11 protein-coding genes are annotated in these 17,108 nt (G+C 26.3%); 2 read left to right on the top strand and 9 right to left on the bottom strand.

The annotated features are described in order from the left end of the window. From yqeH to xseA, 7 genes are read right to left on the bottom strand one after another with little or no spacing between them, the layout of a single operon-like run. The gene (yqeH, locus tag BQ2505_RS05540; protein WP_074016780.1) at window positions 1-1,110 is read right to left on the bottom strand and encodes a ribosome biogenesis GTPase YqeH; all 1,110 of its coding nucleotides are present in this window, start codon (window positions 1,108-1,110) and stop codon (window positions 1-3) included. Further along, the gene (locus tag BQ2505_RS05535; RefSeq protein ID WP_074016779.1) at window positions 1,089-1,979 is read right to left on the bottom strand and encodes a tyrosine-type recombinase/integrase; all 891 of its coding nucleotides are present in this window, start codon (window positions 1,977-1,979) and stop codon (window positions 1,089-1,091) included. The genes yqeH and BQ2505_RS05535 overlap by 22 nt, the downstream gene beginning before the upstream one ends. Beyond that, complete coding sequence (gene trmFO, locus BQ2505_RS05530) at window positions 1,972-3,291, bottom strand: methylenetetrahydrofolate--tRNA-(uracil(54)-C(5))-methyltransferase (FADH(2)-oxidizing) TrmFO (protein ID WP_074016778.1); 1,320 nt, start codon at window positions 3,289-3,291, stop codon at window positions 1,972-1,974. The genes BQ2505_RS05535 and trmFO overlap by 8 nt, the downstream gene beginning before the upstream one ends. A 12-nt stretch (window positions 3,292-3,303) precedes the next feature. Further along, window positions 3,304-5,556 (bottom strand): type I DNA topoisomerase, encoded by a 2,253-nt coding sequence (gene topA / locus BQ2505_RS05525; RefSeq protein WP_074016777.1) that lies wholly within the window; start codon window positions 5,554-5,556, stop codon window positions 3,304-3,306. Window positions 5,557-5,608: 52 nt separating this feature from the next. Further along, on the bottom strand, window positions 5,609-6,478 hold the full coding sequence (gene dprA, locus BQ2505_RS05520) for a DNA-processing protein DprA (RefSeq protein WP_074016776.1): 870 nt from the start codon (window positions 6,476-6,478) through the stop codon (window positions 5,609-5,611). 29 nt (window positions 6,479-6,507) lie between these two features. Next, entirely contained in the window at window positions 6,508-7,266 is a 759-nt protein-coding gene (locus BQ2505_RS05515; RefSeq protein WP_074016775.1) for a tetratricopeptide repeat protein, read from the bottom strand. Then, on the bottom strand, window positions 7,247-8,461 hold the full coding sequence (gene xseA, locus BQ2505_RS05510) for an exodeoxyribonuclease VII large subunit (RefSeq protein WP_074016774.1): 1,215 nt from the start codon (window positions 8,459-8,461) through the stop codon (window positions 7,247-7,249). Before xseA ends, BQ2505_RS05515 begins: the two co-directional genes overlap by 20 nt. Window positions 8,462-8,663: 202 nt before the next feature. On the opposite strand from xseA, the gene BQ2505_RS05505 reads away from it, so the two are divergent. Beyond that, on the top strand, window positions 8,664-9,410 hold the full coding sequence (locus BQ2505_RS05505) for a gamma-glutamyl-gamma-aminobutyrate hydrolase family protein (RefSeq protein WP_143403590.1): 747 nt from the start codon (window positions 8,664-8,666) through the stop codon (window positions 9,408-9,410). Between the two features lie 19 nt (window positions 9,411-9,429). Further along, window positions 9,430-10,815 carry an APC family permease gene (locus tag BQ2505_RS05500; RefSeq protein ID WP_147386739.1) on the top strand — a complete coding sequence of 462 codons (1,386 nt, stop codon included), beginning with the start codon at window positions 9,430-9,432 and terminating at the stop codon, window positions 10,813-10,815. A 135-nt stretch (window positions 10,816-10,950) separates the two neighbouring features. Here the strand turns inward: BQ2505_RS05500 and BQ2505_RS05495 are convergent, their stop codons facing one another. Next, window positions 10,951-13,050 carry a TonB-dependent receptor gene (locus tag BQ2505_RS05495; protein WP_074016771.1) on the bottom strand — a complete coding sequence of 700 codons (2,100 nt, stop codon included), beginning with the start codon at window positions 13,048-13,050 and terminating at the stop codon, window positions 10,951-10,953. Window positions 13,051-13,136: 86 nt separating this feature from the next. Beyond that, window positions 13,137-17,108 (bottom strand): autotransporter domain-containing protein, encoded by a 3,972-nt coding sequence (locus BQ2505_RS05490; RefSeq protein WP_074016770.1) that lies wholly within the window; start codon window positions 17,106-17,108, stop codon window positions 13,137-13,139.

Below are 17,108 nucleotides of genomic sequence, written 5' to 3'. Positions count from 1 at the left end.
TTATCTCTTAGGGTTTATAAAAGCTTTCCTAACCAAAGTATCAATTTTTTCTGGTATTACTACTTCTAATAGAAGCGGACCTTTTTTTACAGATATCCAACCTAAGCCTTTAAACACTAACTCCTCTCCAGTATTTAATTTAAAAAATTTTTTTACTTTTTTATTTTTTTTATACTCTTCATTACATAAAGAGCAAGGCAAATCAAAGTAATTACTAATTTCAAGCTCGATAGCTCTCTCTGCATTTGTTACATGAAAGGGAACATCTTTAGCTGCAAATATAGAAAATATAGGTTTTATATTTTCTTCTTTATCTTCTAGTATTTTAAATTTTAGCATATTGCCTATCATTATAACTTTATTTATTTCACCTTTATATGTTTTTCTTGATATTTCACTTGAAGGTATTAATTTTTCTGCACAACACTCACACAATAAATCTGATGCTCTTCCCTTAGGAATTAAACCAGGTGTATCATATAAACCAATATTAGTTAAAGGTATTATATTTAAATTATTTTTTAATGTTGTTCCAGGATACTTTGAAACAGTTGTTATTCTTTTTCCTAGAAGTCTATTTATAACACTAGATTTCCCAACATTTGTAACTCCTATTACCATTGCTTTTACACCATCAGGATAAAAATGTTTTATTTTTTTGAAAATACCATTTACACCATAGCCATTTTTTGTACTTACTATTGCTATATCCAAAGGAACTATACTTTCTTCTTCCAATCTGTTTTTTATCCAATTTGCAACCTCAGATGGATGTTTTTCTTCAGGAATTAAATCTAATTTATTTATAACAACTATTGATTCTTTTTCTCTTAAAATATCTAAAATTTCATCATCAAAAGAACCTTCAAAATCTATAATATCAAAAACAGCTATTGCTAATTCTACTTCATCCATTAAGCTATTTACTTCTTTTCTATAATCATCTCTTGTTAAAGTATTCATTGAATGTTTTCCATAATGATTTAATTGAAAACATCTCTGACAATACATATCTTCATTCTTTTTTATTTCTTTTGGAGTATATCCAACTACATTTGCATCTTTATTCTGTAATTCTATTCCACAACCTACACATTTTTTTTGTGCCATAAAATCTCCTTTTTAATTATATCTTCATAAATATTTAAAAGAGAACTAACCCTTAACCCTAATAATTTAGCTAAATATTCTTTAGGCATACCATTTTTTAACATATGAATACAAAAAGTATGTCTTATTGTATATGGACTTATCTCTTTTGAAATGTCTGTTTTCTCTGCATATTTTCCTATAATTCTTCTTACTGACCTATCTGTTAATCTGGTATTAGAATTATTTAGAAAAATTATATTTGAATTTTTTTCTAAAAATTTTTCTTTTTTTATTTCTAAAAATTTAACATAGTATTCTTTACAGATTTCACTAAAATAAACTAATCTTTTTTCTTTATTTTTTAAAAAATAAATTTCTCTCTTATCTATATCAAAATTTATCTCAGATAATGATAAAGCTTCTGAAACTGTCAGTCCTGTTGAATATAATAATTCAAATAAAAATCTATCTCTCAAAGAATTAAAATTATATCCATTTTCTAAAATAACATTTCTAATTTTTTCAACTTCACTTAAAGTTAAATACTCTATAGATTTAGTTTCATCTTTTCTTTCAGTTTCCATTAATATTTCTATTTTTTTTATCCCTTGTTCAGAAGTATATTTAAAAAATTTTTTTACAGAAGCTAGTTTTCTATTATATGTAGAAGTTGTTACCTCTAATTTTTTTAAATCAAAAAAAAATTCTCTGATATTAATTTCATCAATATCTTCTATCTCAAAAATTCCCTTATCAAAAATAAATTTTAAAAATTGCTCAACATCATTTTTTATAGATATTATGGTATTCTTTTTTTTATTTTCTAAAAATTCTAGTTGATAAATAAAATCTTTAAATAATTTCTCTATTTTAAATTCATCATTCATTTTTATCCTCAACTATCTTATTTTTTAAGTATTCTAATGCTACTTGAGATAACTTTCTATATTTTTCTTTTTTATCTCTTATATTTTCATTTAAAGATTTTATTATTCCAAAATTTGGCCCCATAGGTTGAAACTTTTTTTTCTCTTCAGTAATATACTTAATAATAGCTCCTATTGCTGAAACATCTTCTAAATAAAATTCTTTTTTACACTCTAATCTATTAATAATATTTTTTGCTGCATATAAGCCTGTAGCCATTGCACAGATATAACCCTCTCCTCCAGTTATCTGTCCTGCAAAATATATATTATCTTTATTTCTCAAATTAAGAGTTTTATTCAATAATTTTGTAGAATTTATAAAGGTATTTCTATGCATTACACCATATCTTATAAATTCTGCATTTTCAAGACCCGGTATCATTGAAAACACTCTTTTTTGTTCACCAAATTTTAAATTTGTTTGAAAACCTACAATATTATATAGTTTTCCTTCTTTGTCATCTTGTCTCAGTTGTACAACAGCATAGTCCATTTTTTCTGTTTTAGGGTTAATTAATCCTTTTGGTTTTAAAGGACCAAAAGTCATTGTTTTTTCACCACTCATAGCTATCTTTTCAATAGGCATACATGCATCAAACAATTTTTCTTTTTCAAATTTTTTAAGCTCTGCTCTTTCTGCATTGATAAGTTCATTATAAAACTTATAATACTCCTCTTTATTCATTGGACAATTTATGTATTCTCCTTCTCCCTTTCCATATCTTGATTGAAAATATGCTTTATTCATATTTATACTATCAAAAGTTACTATTGGGGCTGCAGCATCATAAAAATAAAGACTTTCCTCTCCTGTTAATTCACTTATTTTAGCAAATAACTTTTCAGAAGTAAGTGGTCCACTTGCAATTAACACTATTTTATCATCTGGAATATCAGTAAATTCCTCTTCTATTACTTCTATATTTTCATGATTAGTTATAATAGAAGTTATCTCTTCAGAAAAAGTATCTCTATCAACAGCTAAAGCTTGACCTGCTGGTACTCTATTCTTATCTGCAATTTTTACAAGAAGAGAACCTAAAAGTCTTAATTCTTCTTTCATAAGTCCTGCAGCATTTTCTAAACTATCACTTCCCAAAGAATTACTACAAACTAATTCTGAAAAATAGTCTTTTGAATGAGCTTCAGTCTTAATTTTAGGCTTCATTTCATATAATTTTACTTTTATTCCTTTTTCAGCAAGTTGATAGGCAGCTTCACAACCAGCAAGCCCAGCTCCTACAACTATTACTTCTTTTGGATAAGTCATTATTTCCTCCAATTATTTCTTTTTTTCTATTTTCTTTATATTTTTACAAGTTGGGTAGCCTGTACAAGCTAAGAATTTACCCCATCTTCCATTTCCAACTTTAAAAGGCTTTCCACATTTTTCACATTTTCCTGCTTTTTTTATTATTTCTTTTTCTTCTTTTTCTATTTTATCAAATATATTTTTTAATTGAAGCTCATCATTTTTTGACGGTATTTTTCCTTGTTCAATTTCTTTTTTAATCTCACTAGGAATAGTTCTTCTAATATTATCTTCCTTATAGTTTTCACTTTCAAGATAACTTCCAAATCTTCCATATTTTAAAATTAATTTAGCTCCATTTTCTAAAATAATATCTGTTTTTTGTCCTTCTTTTTTCTTTAATAGTTGTTCTATTTGTTCTTTTACAAATATTTTTCCTTTTTTGATATCTTCAAGTGGAATATCAATTCCCTTTAATGATATATTTTCTTTATTATCAGGATTTTGAGATGTTAAATATTTTCCAAATCTTCCTATTTTCATTATCATTGGTTCTAAATTTTTATCTAGTACATCTGAGAAAACTAATTTCTCTAATTCTTTTTCAATTTCAACCTTACATTTAACTTCATATTTTTGTAACTCATCATAGAATTGTTTCAATAATTCTATCCAATCTTTATCTCCATTATCAACTTCATCAAGCTCATCTTCTAATTTAGCAGTAAATTTTACATTCATTATATTAGGAAAATATTTACTTAATTGTTCTTTTACTTCATACCCTACTTCTGTTGGAATAAAACTTTTATTTTGTAATTCAACATATTCACGTTTTTTTAATGTTTCTATAATACTAGCATAAGTTGATGGTCTCCCTATTCCTTCGGCTTCAAGAGTTTTAACAAGTGATGATTCTGTTAATCTTGCTGGTGCCTTAGTATAATCTTCTTTAATATTTAATTTATCTAAATTAAAAATATCTCCCTCATTTATTTTAGGAAAATCTCCTAATTGAAGCTCTTCTTCATCTTTAAATACCTTGTAATAACCATCAAAAATTATTTTATTGATACTTCCTCTATATTCTATGCCACTTCTTTCTAAAATATACTCAAATTGTTCATATTTCATTGCAGCTAATTGAGAAATTAAGAATCTTTGCCATATCAAATTATATAGTTTAAATTGGTCTTTATCTAAATAAACCATAATTTCTTCTGGTGTATAATTAATATCTGTTGGTCTAATTCCTTCATGTGCATCTTGAACATTTTTAGAATTTTTCTTTTCTTTTCTATCTCCTGCACCTAAATATTTTTCTCCATAGTTCTTTTTAATATAATTTCTTGCCATTTCTTTAGCTTCTTCAGAAATTCTTATAGAGTCTGTTCTCATATATGTAATAAGACCTTTATGTTCCCCTTTTATATCAACACCTTCATACAATTTTTGTGCTACCATCATAGTTTTACTAGCAGAAAAACCTAAATATGATGAAGCTAATTGTTGTAATGTACTAGTTTTTAATGGTGCTGGTGGGTTTTTAGTCTTGTTTGATATTTTTGAAGTTATTACTTTATAACTTTCATTAACATCTTTTTTTACTCTTTCGAGTAATTTTTCATCTTTTAATTTTTCTATTTTCTTTCCATCAATCTTATATAAATCTAAGGTATATATTTTATCAAATATACCCTTAATATCCCAATACTTTTCTGGAATAAATGCCTTTATCTTATCTTCAAGTTCACATATAAGTTTTAAAGCAACAGATTGAACTCTACCAGCACTAGTGTTTGGAGATATTAGTTTCCATAAAAAAGGGCTTATTTCGTAACCAACAAGTCTATCTAAAATTCTTCTAGCTTGTTGAGAATTAACTTTATTTAAATTTATAGTTCTTGGCTTTTTTACTGCTTCTTTTATTGCTTTTTCCGTAATTTCATGAAATTCAATTCTATTTTTTTCGTCATAACTCAATTTTAAGGTATTAGCTATATGCCAAGCAATAGATTCTCCTTCTCTATCCGGGTCAGATGCCAGATAGATTTTATCAGCTTTTTTTGCTGCTTCTTTAAGCTGTTTAATAACTTCTCCCTTTCCCTTTATTGTATTATAAGATGGTTTGAAATTATCATTTACATCTACACCTATTTTTGTTTTTGGTAAATCAATTATATGTCCATATGAAGATATAACTTTATATGTAGTCCCTAATATTTTTTCTATTGTTTTTGCTTTTGCTGGCGACTCTACTATTACCAATTTATTTTTTGCCATAACTAAAAACACCCCTTACTCTACTAATTACTGACGAATTATATCAAATTAATTAGACTAAATCCATTACTTTTTTATACCTTCCCCCAGGTAAACTTTTAATTAATCCCATTACTTCTAATGTCAAAAGTTCAGATAAAATTTCTGATTGCTCTATTCTAGTTTCGTTCACTATGCTTTCAAGACCTTTATCTCTTCCTAATACATTAATAATTTTTTTCTGATTTTCTGTTAATTTTAAATTTTTATTGTTATCATTTTCTAAACAATCCCAACAATAGTCATCTAGAATTTCTTCTGGATTAATCAAAAGTTTTGCTCTAGCATCTCTTATTAATTTATTACAACCTTTTGAATATTCAGAAAAAATATCTCCAGGAACTGCATATACATCTCTATTGTTATCTAAAGCAAGATTAGCCGTAATAAGACTTCCACCTTTTTCTTTACTTTCAATTATGATTGTTCCCATAGATAAACCTGCTATAATTCTATTTCTTTCTGGAAAATTTTGCTTAAAAGGTCTAGTACCTACTTCATACTCACTAAGTATCAAACCAGTTCTTTCTATTTCTTCGTATAATCTTAAATTTGATGCCGGATAAACTATGTCTAAACCAGTTGCTATTACTCCTATTGTATTTTTTTTATTATCAATACAAACTCTATGTGCAATACTATCAATACCACTAGCCAAACCACTAACTATTGTAATATCAGCCTTAATAAGTTTTTTTACTATATGTTCACAGGCTAGTTTACCATATGAACTAGGATTTCTTGTTCCTACAACCGATAAAATTCTATTACTTTTTAATAATTCTAAATTTCCTTTATAATACAATTTCTTTGGTGGATTTTCTATTTCTTTCAAATATTTTGGATATATGTCATCATCTATTGTAAAAAAATCAAATTTCATAGTATCACCCCTTAAAGAGTTAAATAAATCTAATTAATTTTATTTTTTAAAATATTATTTGCTAAAGTCCTCAATATGTTTGAACCATATTTTGACAAACCTTTACTTGCAATATTATATGCTTCTTTATTTTTCCCTATTTTGAAATATACATCTGCTAAAGCTACATATCCATCATGAGCTCCTGTCATTGAAAGATATCTTTCTAAATCTCTTACAGCTTCATCATATTTATCCATATTTCTATATGCTAAACCTCTTCCTAAATAAGATTCTGCAAATGATGAATTTATAGAAATGGCTTGAGTATATTTTTCAATAGCTTGTTCATTTTTACCCATGAATCTATATGTTGTTGCTGCTCCAAAAACATTTTTTATATCCTTATTATCTTTCAAAAAAATCATATTAGCTCTTGAATAATCATTTAATAGCACATATTCATTTGCTAAGAAAAAGATTCTATTACTATCATAAGATACGCTTTCTAAATATTTATCTAACTCTATATTATAGCGTTTTATTAACCCTCCTATATTCCCATTATTTGCAGATTTTATTTGAGCATCTATCTCTCTTAAAATACTTGGTCTATATTCTGCTATTTTTCTATTATTCTCAAGTTCTTGAGAAATATTTCCATCACTTTCTTCTCCCAAATTTTCTTCCACACTTGTTGAGTTCTCATTTGAAGAGCTTTGATTTATGCTTCCTTCAACTTTATCAAATTCCTGTGATAAAGCTAATACGGACATTATAAAAAATATACTAATCAACACTTTTTTCATAAATTTTCTCCTTAACTACACTTACTACTTTACCATCTCTAAAAATAGTTATCATATCCTTATTAATCTCTACTTCATCTATGCTATCAATTCTTTTTTCTTCTATTTGACTAACAGAATACCCTCTTTTTAAAGTATTTATTGGATTTAAAACAGAAATCTTATCTAGCACACTTGTGAAATCTCTTTTTTTATTATTTATTAATAATTTAATGCTATTTGTTAATTTTTTTTCTTTTTCTATGATTACTTCTCTATAATTATTTACAACACTTGGAAAAAATTTTAATTGATAGTTCTCTGCTCTCAATATCAACTCTTTCTTCATATGTTTTAGCTGTGCCATCAATAATTGTTTTAAATATTTATCCTTTTCTAATAATTCTCTTTTTAAGTTTTCCTTGTCAGGAACAGATAATTCTATTGCTTGTGTTGGCGTAGCTGCTCTTTTATCTGCTGTAAAATCTGATAATAAAATATCTATTTCATGACCTACTGCCGAAATGATAGGTTTTTTAGAATTAAAAAATGCCATTGCAACTTCTTCTTCATTAAAAGCCCATAAATCTTCTATGCTTCCTCCACCTCTCCCAGCTACTATCAAATCTATTTCCTCTATCTTATTTAATGTTTCTATTCCTTTGATTATTTCTTGTTCTGCTCCTATTCCTTGCACTTTAGCAGGATAAACATATATATTTATTGAATCAAATCTTTTACGAGTTGTTTTTATTATATCTTGAAGAGCTGCTCCTGTTAAAGCTGTTACAACACCTATATTTTTAGGATATTTGGGCAATTCTTTTTTATATTTTGAGTCAAAATATCCTTTTTCTTCCATTTTAGCTTTAACTTTTTCTAATTTTGCAAACATAGAACCTAATGAATTTTGTTTTTCTATATATCTAGCTAATACTTGAAAATCTCCTCTTGTTTCATAAAAACCAACATCTCCAAATAATTTAATAGCATCTCCTTCTTTTAAATCTTCCGGAATTTTTTTTTGCTTATAATTAAAAGCAGCACATTTTATCTGTGCCTTACTATCTTTTATTGAAAAATATAAATGCCCACTTTTATAATAAGTTATATTTGAAATTTCTCCTTCAAGAAAAAATTCTTGAAAATCATCAATATCATCAATATAACCTTTTACCATTCTATTAAATTCAGAAACTGTATATATTTTTTCCACAATTTTCACCTAACTATTTTTTAAATTATTTTACAATTTTTTTTATTATAACACTATTTTTATTTTTTTTAAATAACAAAAGTCATTTACAAAAAGCTTATATATCTTAAAAGAGTTGTAATTATTAAATATTATGATAGAATAGATAATGCAATAAATGTAATTATTATATAAGGAAGTGATATTTATGTCTAACGAAATTATAAAAAATAAACCAATTATAGGTATTTCATCTAGCATTATAACAGACTCAAATGGAAGTTTTGCAGGTTATCAAAGGGCTTATGTAAATAAAGATTATGTTGATGCTGTTATAAAAGCTGGAGGTATTCCTTTTATTATTCCTTTTAGTGAAAATGAAGATGTAATAAAGGAACAAGCTAGTATCATTGATGGACTAATTATATCTGGTGGTCATGATGTTAGTCCATATAATTATGGACAAGAACCTCATCAAAAATTAGGAGATACTTTCCCTGAAAGAGATAAATACGAAACTATACTATATAATTATTCAACAAAAGAAAAAAATATACCTGTTTTAGGTATTTGTAGAGGTATGCAACTAATAAATGTTATTGAAAATGGAACTTTATTCCAAGATTTATCTTTAATACCTAATAAAAATGTTTTAAAGCATAACCAAGTATCTAATCCTACACTAAAAACACATAAAATAGAAATCAAAGATGATTCTATATTAAAAAATATATTTGGAAAAGAAACTATGGTAAATTCTTTTCATCATCAAACATTAGATAAAGTAGGAAATAATTTAGAAGTTATTGCTAGAGCAAGTGATGATGTTGTTGAAGCTGTAAAACATAAAGAATTTCATTTTGTTTTAGGAGTTCAATGGCATCCTGAAATGTTGGCTGTTAATTGCCAAGAAAACTTGGAACTTTTCAAACTTTTTATACTAGAAGCACTAAAAAATAAAAATAAATAATTTAAATATGGGAGGATTCATGACAAATTCAAATACTCAAAAAATGAAATTTTGGTCTATTGTACTACTTACAATTAATTCTATTATAGGAACTGGTATATTTTTATCTCCAGGAGCAGTTGTTAAATCAGTTGGAGATAAAGCTGCTATGATATATCTTGCAGCTGCAGTTTTTGCTATTGTATTGGCTGTAACATTTGCAGCAGCTTCTAAATATGTTTCTAAAGGTGGAGCAGCTTATGCTTATTCAAAAGCAGCCTTTGGTAATGAAGTTGGTTCGTATGTTGGAATTACTAGAGTTGTTTCTGCAAGTATAGCTTGGGGAGTTATGGCAACAGGAGTAGTAAAGACTACAATGTCTATCTTTGGACTTGATTCATCTAATATAACTAATGTTACTATTGGTTTTATAACTTTGATGATTGTACTTTTATTAATAAATTTAATTGGTACCAAACTTTTAACTTTAATAAGTAACATTTCAACAATAGGAAAAGTCGGTGCATTAGGAATAACTATTCTAGCTGGTTTAGGAATTTTACTTTTTACTTCTGAAAATCATCTAAATGAAATTAATTTGTTAGTAGATGCAAATGGAAACAGTATTATTCCTGAGTTTACAACATCTGTATTTGTTACTGCTTTAATCGGAGCTTTTTATGCTTTTACAGGTTTTGAAAGCGTTGCTAGTGGTTCTACAGATATGGAAGAACCTGAAAAAAATCTACCTAGAGCAATCCCTTTAGCCATTCTAATAATTGCATTAATATATTTTGGAATAGTTTATGTTTCTATGAATATAAATCCTGTTGCAATGGTAACATCAAATGAACCTGTTGTACTGGCTTCTATTTTCAAAAATGATTTATTACAAAAAATAATTGTTATAGGTGCTTTAATGTCTATGTTTGGAATAAATGTTGCTGCTTCTTTCCATACTCCAAGAGTTTTTGAAGCTATGGCAGCAGAAAAACAAGTACCTGATTTTTTTACTAAAAGAACTAGTGCAGGTCTTCCTATAACATCTTTTATTTTAACAGCCCTAATAGCTGTTGTAATTCCTTTAGCTTTCAATTATAATATGGCTGGAATTATTATAATTAGCTCTATTTCAAGATTCATTCAGTTTTTAATTGTACCTTTAGCTGTTATTTCATTTTTCTATGGAAAAAGTAAGGAAGAAATTATTAATGCAAAAAAGAATTTTATTATAGATGTTATTATTCCAATAATTGCATTATTATTAACTATCTTACTATTAATAAAGTTTAATTGGGTAGGTCAATTCTCAAATACTTTAGATGATGGAACTAGAGTTTTAAATATTAAAGCTGTCTTTTCTATGTTAATTGGCTATCTTGTATTACCAATTTTATTAAGAATTTATATGAGAAGAAATAAATAGGAATAAAAAAATGTCTCTTAATATCCGTATGAGTTCTAGGAGCTCAATGAATACAAGCTCTTCGAACTAATACGGACGTCAGAGACTAATTTTTAGTTTTTAGATTTATACTTTAAAGTAAGTATTCTATTTGTTTTAAAATTTATATTTTATTCCTGCATAATAATTTCTTCCATCTGCTGGCATTACACTATATTGTCTTGAACCGATATATTCAAAATGTAATTTATCAAACACATTATTTATACCAGCATAAACAGTTAGTCCATTTTCATGATGATAATTTATATTTAAGTCTGTTATAGAATATGAACTAATATATCCTTCTTCTTCTTTTTCTTTCATATCTGAAAAATTACTATATTTTCCACTGTATCTATAATTAATACCTGCAGATAATCTATCTGTAAATTGATAAGTTGCTGCTAATGCTAAAGAATGTTTAGGCACTTTTTTTAATCCTGTATTACTCCAATCAACAATAGAATCAGGTTTTAAAAACTCACCTTCTCTTCCGTTATAATCTCTTTTACCCTTTAGATACGAATAACTTTCTTTTAATTCTAATTTACCTATTTTTTGACTTAAGTCTATTTCAAGTCCTTTTCTTTTAGTTTTCAATATATTAATACTTTTTCTACCAAAACCTAAATTTGGATCCAATATATAATTTCTAGTCATTTCATTGTCAGTTTTAGAATAAAAAGCAGTTAAACTAACAGTTGTAAATTTAAAATAGTCTCTTAATCCAACTTCATAAAGATCATAAATTTCATCTTCTCCTTTAGTCGCTTTTATATCTTGTGCTGAGAAATCATCTGTTATTTCTAAACCATCTGGAGATGTAAAACCTCTTTCATATCTACTATAAATTCTTCCTGTGTCACTATATTTATATGCTAAACTTAATTCATAATTTGTATTATGTCTATGACTTGTCTCCTTCCCTTTATTTTTAGCTGCTTTTTTATCAAAAGTCCAATAAGTGTAATCTCTTCTAATTCCTTGAGAACTTTCCCAATTTCCTAATTTTAAAGTATTTAAAAAATAGAAAGCTCTTGTTTCTTTATTGTATTTAAAAGATAAAGGATTGGTTTTATATATCTTTTTTTTGAAATTTATCATTTTATAATCATCATACTCTAGCTTTGAATCTTGTTTATATGCATCATAACCAATTAATAAGCTGCTTCCGTCAAAAATTGTATTTTTTCCATATTCTATATCAAATTTATTTTTTACTCCATATGTATGGTGATACATAACTAAATCTCCAATAGAAGTATTTGAAAAATTTCCTTTATTATAAAATAAATCAACTAAATACTTAATATTATTTTTATTATTCACAGTATAACTTAAATTATAACTATCAAACCTTCTTCTAGCATTGGAGTAACCATTTCTTACTGTTTCTATTTTATGTCCATTTTTATCTAAACCAAGTGTAATTTTTCTTTCTTCTGGAACATAATCTTTTTTAACTTTCATAAATTTTTCATAATTTAAATTTCTTACAAATTGACCATTTTCGTTTAATGTGCTGTATCTAAAAGATAAATTTTGATTATCTGATATATTTAAATTTATCCCTGATGTAAAATAATCACTTTTTCTATATGTATTCTTAAAATATAAATCTTTGTTATCTCTTAAATAAGAAACTTGTAAATTAATCTTATCATTTATCTTATGCCCTAAATTAATATCATATTTTTCACCTTGATTAGCAATTGATACTTCAGCAGAATTTACAACTTTAGATAATCTTTTTAAATTAGTTGTTATATTTATTACCCCTCCAGCTGTTCCCGAACCATAAATAATAGAGCCTCCTCCAGGAATTATTTCTATTCTTTCTATATTTTCTACGGGAACAACATTATAATTTGTTTGAAGTGGATGATTTACCAAAGTAGTAATTGGAGCACCATCAACTAAAACTTGTAAGTTTTTAGCAGAATTTCCTTCTCCTTGACCTCTTATATCTATATCTCCCCAACCTGTTTTCCCAACATTTATACTTGGAATACTTTCTAAAACTGATGATAAATCTTTATATCCTTTCTCTTCTATTATTTTTTTATCAATTACAATAACATTCTTTGTATCTTTCATTTTGTTTATTTCAATATAGTCCGATGTTATTTTACTTTCAGGCAGTTTTATATATTCTTCTGCAAAATTTTCTACATTTCCCAATAAAAACAACAATAATAACTTACTCTTATCCATAATTTCTCCTTTCATGATTAAATAATAAAGCACCCGTAAACTTTAAGATAAAGTTATAGGTGCTTTTATTAATATAAAATCAATTTTTAAAATACATATCCTGCTTTTATACCAATTTTAACATTGTTTTCTTTTGAATTTGTGATATATGTTCCTTCTAAACCATAGTTATATCCAGATTCTTCTTGAACATTATAATCCAAATTAATTTTTACTGCATCTTTTTTTACTTTATCTCCTTTTATGTCAAATGAAGAAGTACTTCCATCTACTTTAGCATTCATATTTTTATTGTTATAACCAAATATTCCTACAACTCCATAAGCTCCAGCTGATATACTACTCTTTATATCATCACCATAGAATATTTTATTGAAACTTACTCCAGCTTCTCCATCTACATATTGATAAATATTTGATTTAATATTTAATGGTAAATCTCCACTTTCATTTACCTTACTTTGTTTTATTGCACTATAACTTAAAAGTCCTTTAAATTGTAAATATACATCTTCTTGAATAGGATAAGTCATGACAAGTCCTGAATATGTGTTAAGTCCATATGTGTTTACTTTTCCTTTAGAATCTAAAGTTTGGTAATTATTCTTCATATTTCTCTTAACATCATATTTTCCATATTGAGCTCCGACACCAGTAAGCCAATTTAGATTATGAGCAAGTTCTTTATTATAGTAAGTTCCTAAATAAGCAGAAACTCCTTTTATTTCAGACTCTGTAGCAACAGTAGTTAAAGTTCTCTTATAAACTTCTGTATGGTTTGTATTTGCTCCACCTATCATCAATCCCCATTTATTATTAGAAGATATACCTTTTTCAAATAAACCATAAGCTGTATAAATATTTCCTTTAAAATTCTCTTGAACAGTTCTATTAGAAATAAATCCACCTCTAGCTAAATTTTTATTTTCACTTAGAGCATGAGTAACTTCAAATGGAATACTTGTATAAGTTGAAAGTTCATTTTTAGAAATTTTATTTAATTTAGAATAAATATTTCTATCACTCATTTGATTAAGCATATTTTTCAATTCAGATAAAACTTCTTCTTCTCTCATAGTGTAATAAATTTTAGCTTTTAAATTTTGATAATCTTTAGATATATCAGTTGTGTAACCTTCTAACAACTTTGATAAATCTCTATCACTATTAGCTAATTTTTCATTTATTTTTTCAATACTATCATTTAGTTGATTTTTTGTTGCTTCTTTTAAAGTTTCTAATCTACTAATAAGAAATCCAAAATCCCATTTATCCACAACATTTTGTGTCTTTACATTATTTATTGCTGTTAACAACTCACTTAAACTAAGTCCTGGATATTCAGTTTTTAATTTTTCTAATGCTTTCATATCTATTTTATTAACTAAATCTTTAATTTTTTGAGTATTTTCATTTCTTACATCTTCAATATCTCTTTTATTTCTTAAATCTTCTATATTAAAAGTTTCTATTTCATTTAATAGAGAAACTAAATTTAATGACTTGTATTCTGGAGTTTTTTCTAATTTTTCAGCTATTTTTAATTTATCTTTTAAATATTGCTCATTTTTAAGATTTTCTTCAATAGGTTTACTAATCTTAATGTTTTCAATCAATTTTTTCATTTCTTCTTTTTCAGTAGAAGATAAATTAAATTGAGATAAATCTTTTAATAACTCTTCTGTATTTTTAGTCTTTAAATATGTAGCTAAGTTAATAAGTTTATTTTCATTTTTTTCATCATCAGCAACACTAAATGTAGTTTTCTTATTAGTTGTTGTTAAAGTTTCTTGTAAAGCAGAAAGTTTTTTAGCATTTTTTATACTTCTATAAACTTCATTTTCATCATCAGTAAGTCTTTTTATCTTATCTTTAATTTTTACTCCAATTAATGAAGTTCCTACATTCGAGTTTTTTTGATTATCAACTAAACTATGTGCAATAGAATCAGATATAAACGGCATAGTCATATCGTATTCTTTTCCAGTTGTCACATCAGTATATTTGTAATTAATCTTTCTTCCCATATCTATTGTTCCATCTTCAGATATTTTACTTGTCATGATTTCGATTCTAAAGTCATTACGATTATTTAAATTTGTTACTGCATCTCTACTCATAAAAGTTATATTAGGATCAGAATCTTTTAAAGCATGTTGATAATAATTCCCTTCAGCATTCTTTTTGTTAGCATCTATATCTAAAGATAAAGAAGTTCTACCAGAAATAGAGACTCCTGAATCAGATCCTAATTGTCCTCCAACCCATACTCTTTTTACATTTACTATTTTTGAATAAGGTCCTAAAATTACATTTGTTCCATATCTACCAGTAAATTGTTCTTCAATTTCAATTTGATTACTTCCTTCACCTAAGTCAATAGTTCCTTCTATTCTACCTCTCCCTCTAAATTGAACATTTTTTCCAAGTAAATCCTTAATAATTTTAGTATCTTGTATTACTCTGTTTAACCATCTTTCATCATTAGCTGTTCCACCCCAGTATGCTTTATAAAACCCATATTTCTTAGGAAAATTTATTTGAATATCTTCATCTAACTTATCTTTTTTTGCTCCTTCTTCTTTTTGGATAGCGTTGTACTTTCTCCATTCATTTATCAATTCTTTTTCTTTTTCAGTCTTTGTACTAAGAATATTTTCTAGCTCGTTTTCATTTTTATCTTCAATATCCCAGTAATAAAGTCCTTTTGGCCAATTAGGATCATTTAAAGCAGCACTCGTTTTCTCTTTTGCTTCATTGTATTTTTTTTCAATAGGAATCAATTTTTCTTTTGCCTCTTTAACATCTTTTCTTAAATTAGCTAAATCTTTTTCGAAATCTCCGTTTTCAAAAGGTTTTACCCATTTTTCATTAAATTGTGTAGAATTTAAATTTTCTTTATCATAAAGATAATGTTCAAGTGCACTACTTGGTTCATTCCCTTCTGCAAGATTTTCTCTTGCTTCTTTTATCTTTTCTTCAAGTGTTTTAGGAGCAGCCCAACCATCTTTTATCATTAATTTAGTTTCATAATTATATTTATCTTGTAAATAAATACTACCATCTTTTGTATATAATTTTTTACCCGAACTATCTGTTGTTGAATTATCATCAAATTCTTTATAAGTAAAAATACGAGTAAGTAAAGTATCTTTAAATTTCTCATCATCTGGAGCTGATGACTTATGAAGAGATATTGGCTCTATACTCCATAGCACTCTCCATTCTTTTCCATTGCTATCTTTTGTATAAAGCTCATCACCTTTTTGAATAATTCCTTTTATTCCTTCTTTTTCCATTTTTTCTTTTAAAAATTCTGCTACTTCTTTTCTTGATTTTCCTTGAATTTTAGCATAATATTCATCAGTATACTCTCCGTTAGCATTTTTAGTAGCATCTACTTTAATCCCTAATATATTAGTATTTTTTTCATTTGGATAATCATTAGGAATAGAAACTTTATCTCCCAAATCAAGTTTTTCATATACTCCTTCTACAAGATATTTTTGATTATCTTTTTCTTTTTTTACTTTTTCTGAAAATTTATCTTTATTTAAATAAACTATATCTTTTATCAAATTTCCATTTCCTAAATAAAATCTATTTTGATATCCACTTACTTTATACCCTAATTTTTCCAGACTTTCTTTATCTATACTATTTTCTGAATCTGTAACTAGCTTATCGACTCTATGAAAACTTCTACCTGCATCAGAATCTGGAACAGGTGTTTTAAGATCCTCTATTTCATACTTCCATAAATCACCACCATTATCAACTACATGTGCAACTGGTACTAAATCAACATCATCATGTAATCTATTTGCTTTTTTTGTTGTTTTACTTGTATAATTCGTAACAATATTATTGTTTTTACTTATTTCATCAACTACTCTTAAAAAATCATTATAACCCTTTTGCTCAATAGCTTCTACAAACTCATTTGTTAAAGGAACTCTATAATGAGGAGTTGCACTCATATTTGGGTTTTTTATTTTTGTATCACTATATGAATTTACTGCTATTAACATCATTAGCATTAAGATATTTTTTTTCAT

This window comes from Fusobacterium massiliense (assembly GCF_900095705.1).
GTDB classification, from domain to species: Bacteria; Fusobacteriota; Fusobacteriia; order Fusobacteriales; family Fusobacteriaceae; genus Fusobacterium; species Fusobacterium massiliense.
Note: the sequence above shows the minus strand (reverse complement) of the source record. Positions and strands in the feature narration are given on the sequence as shown.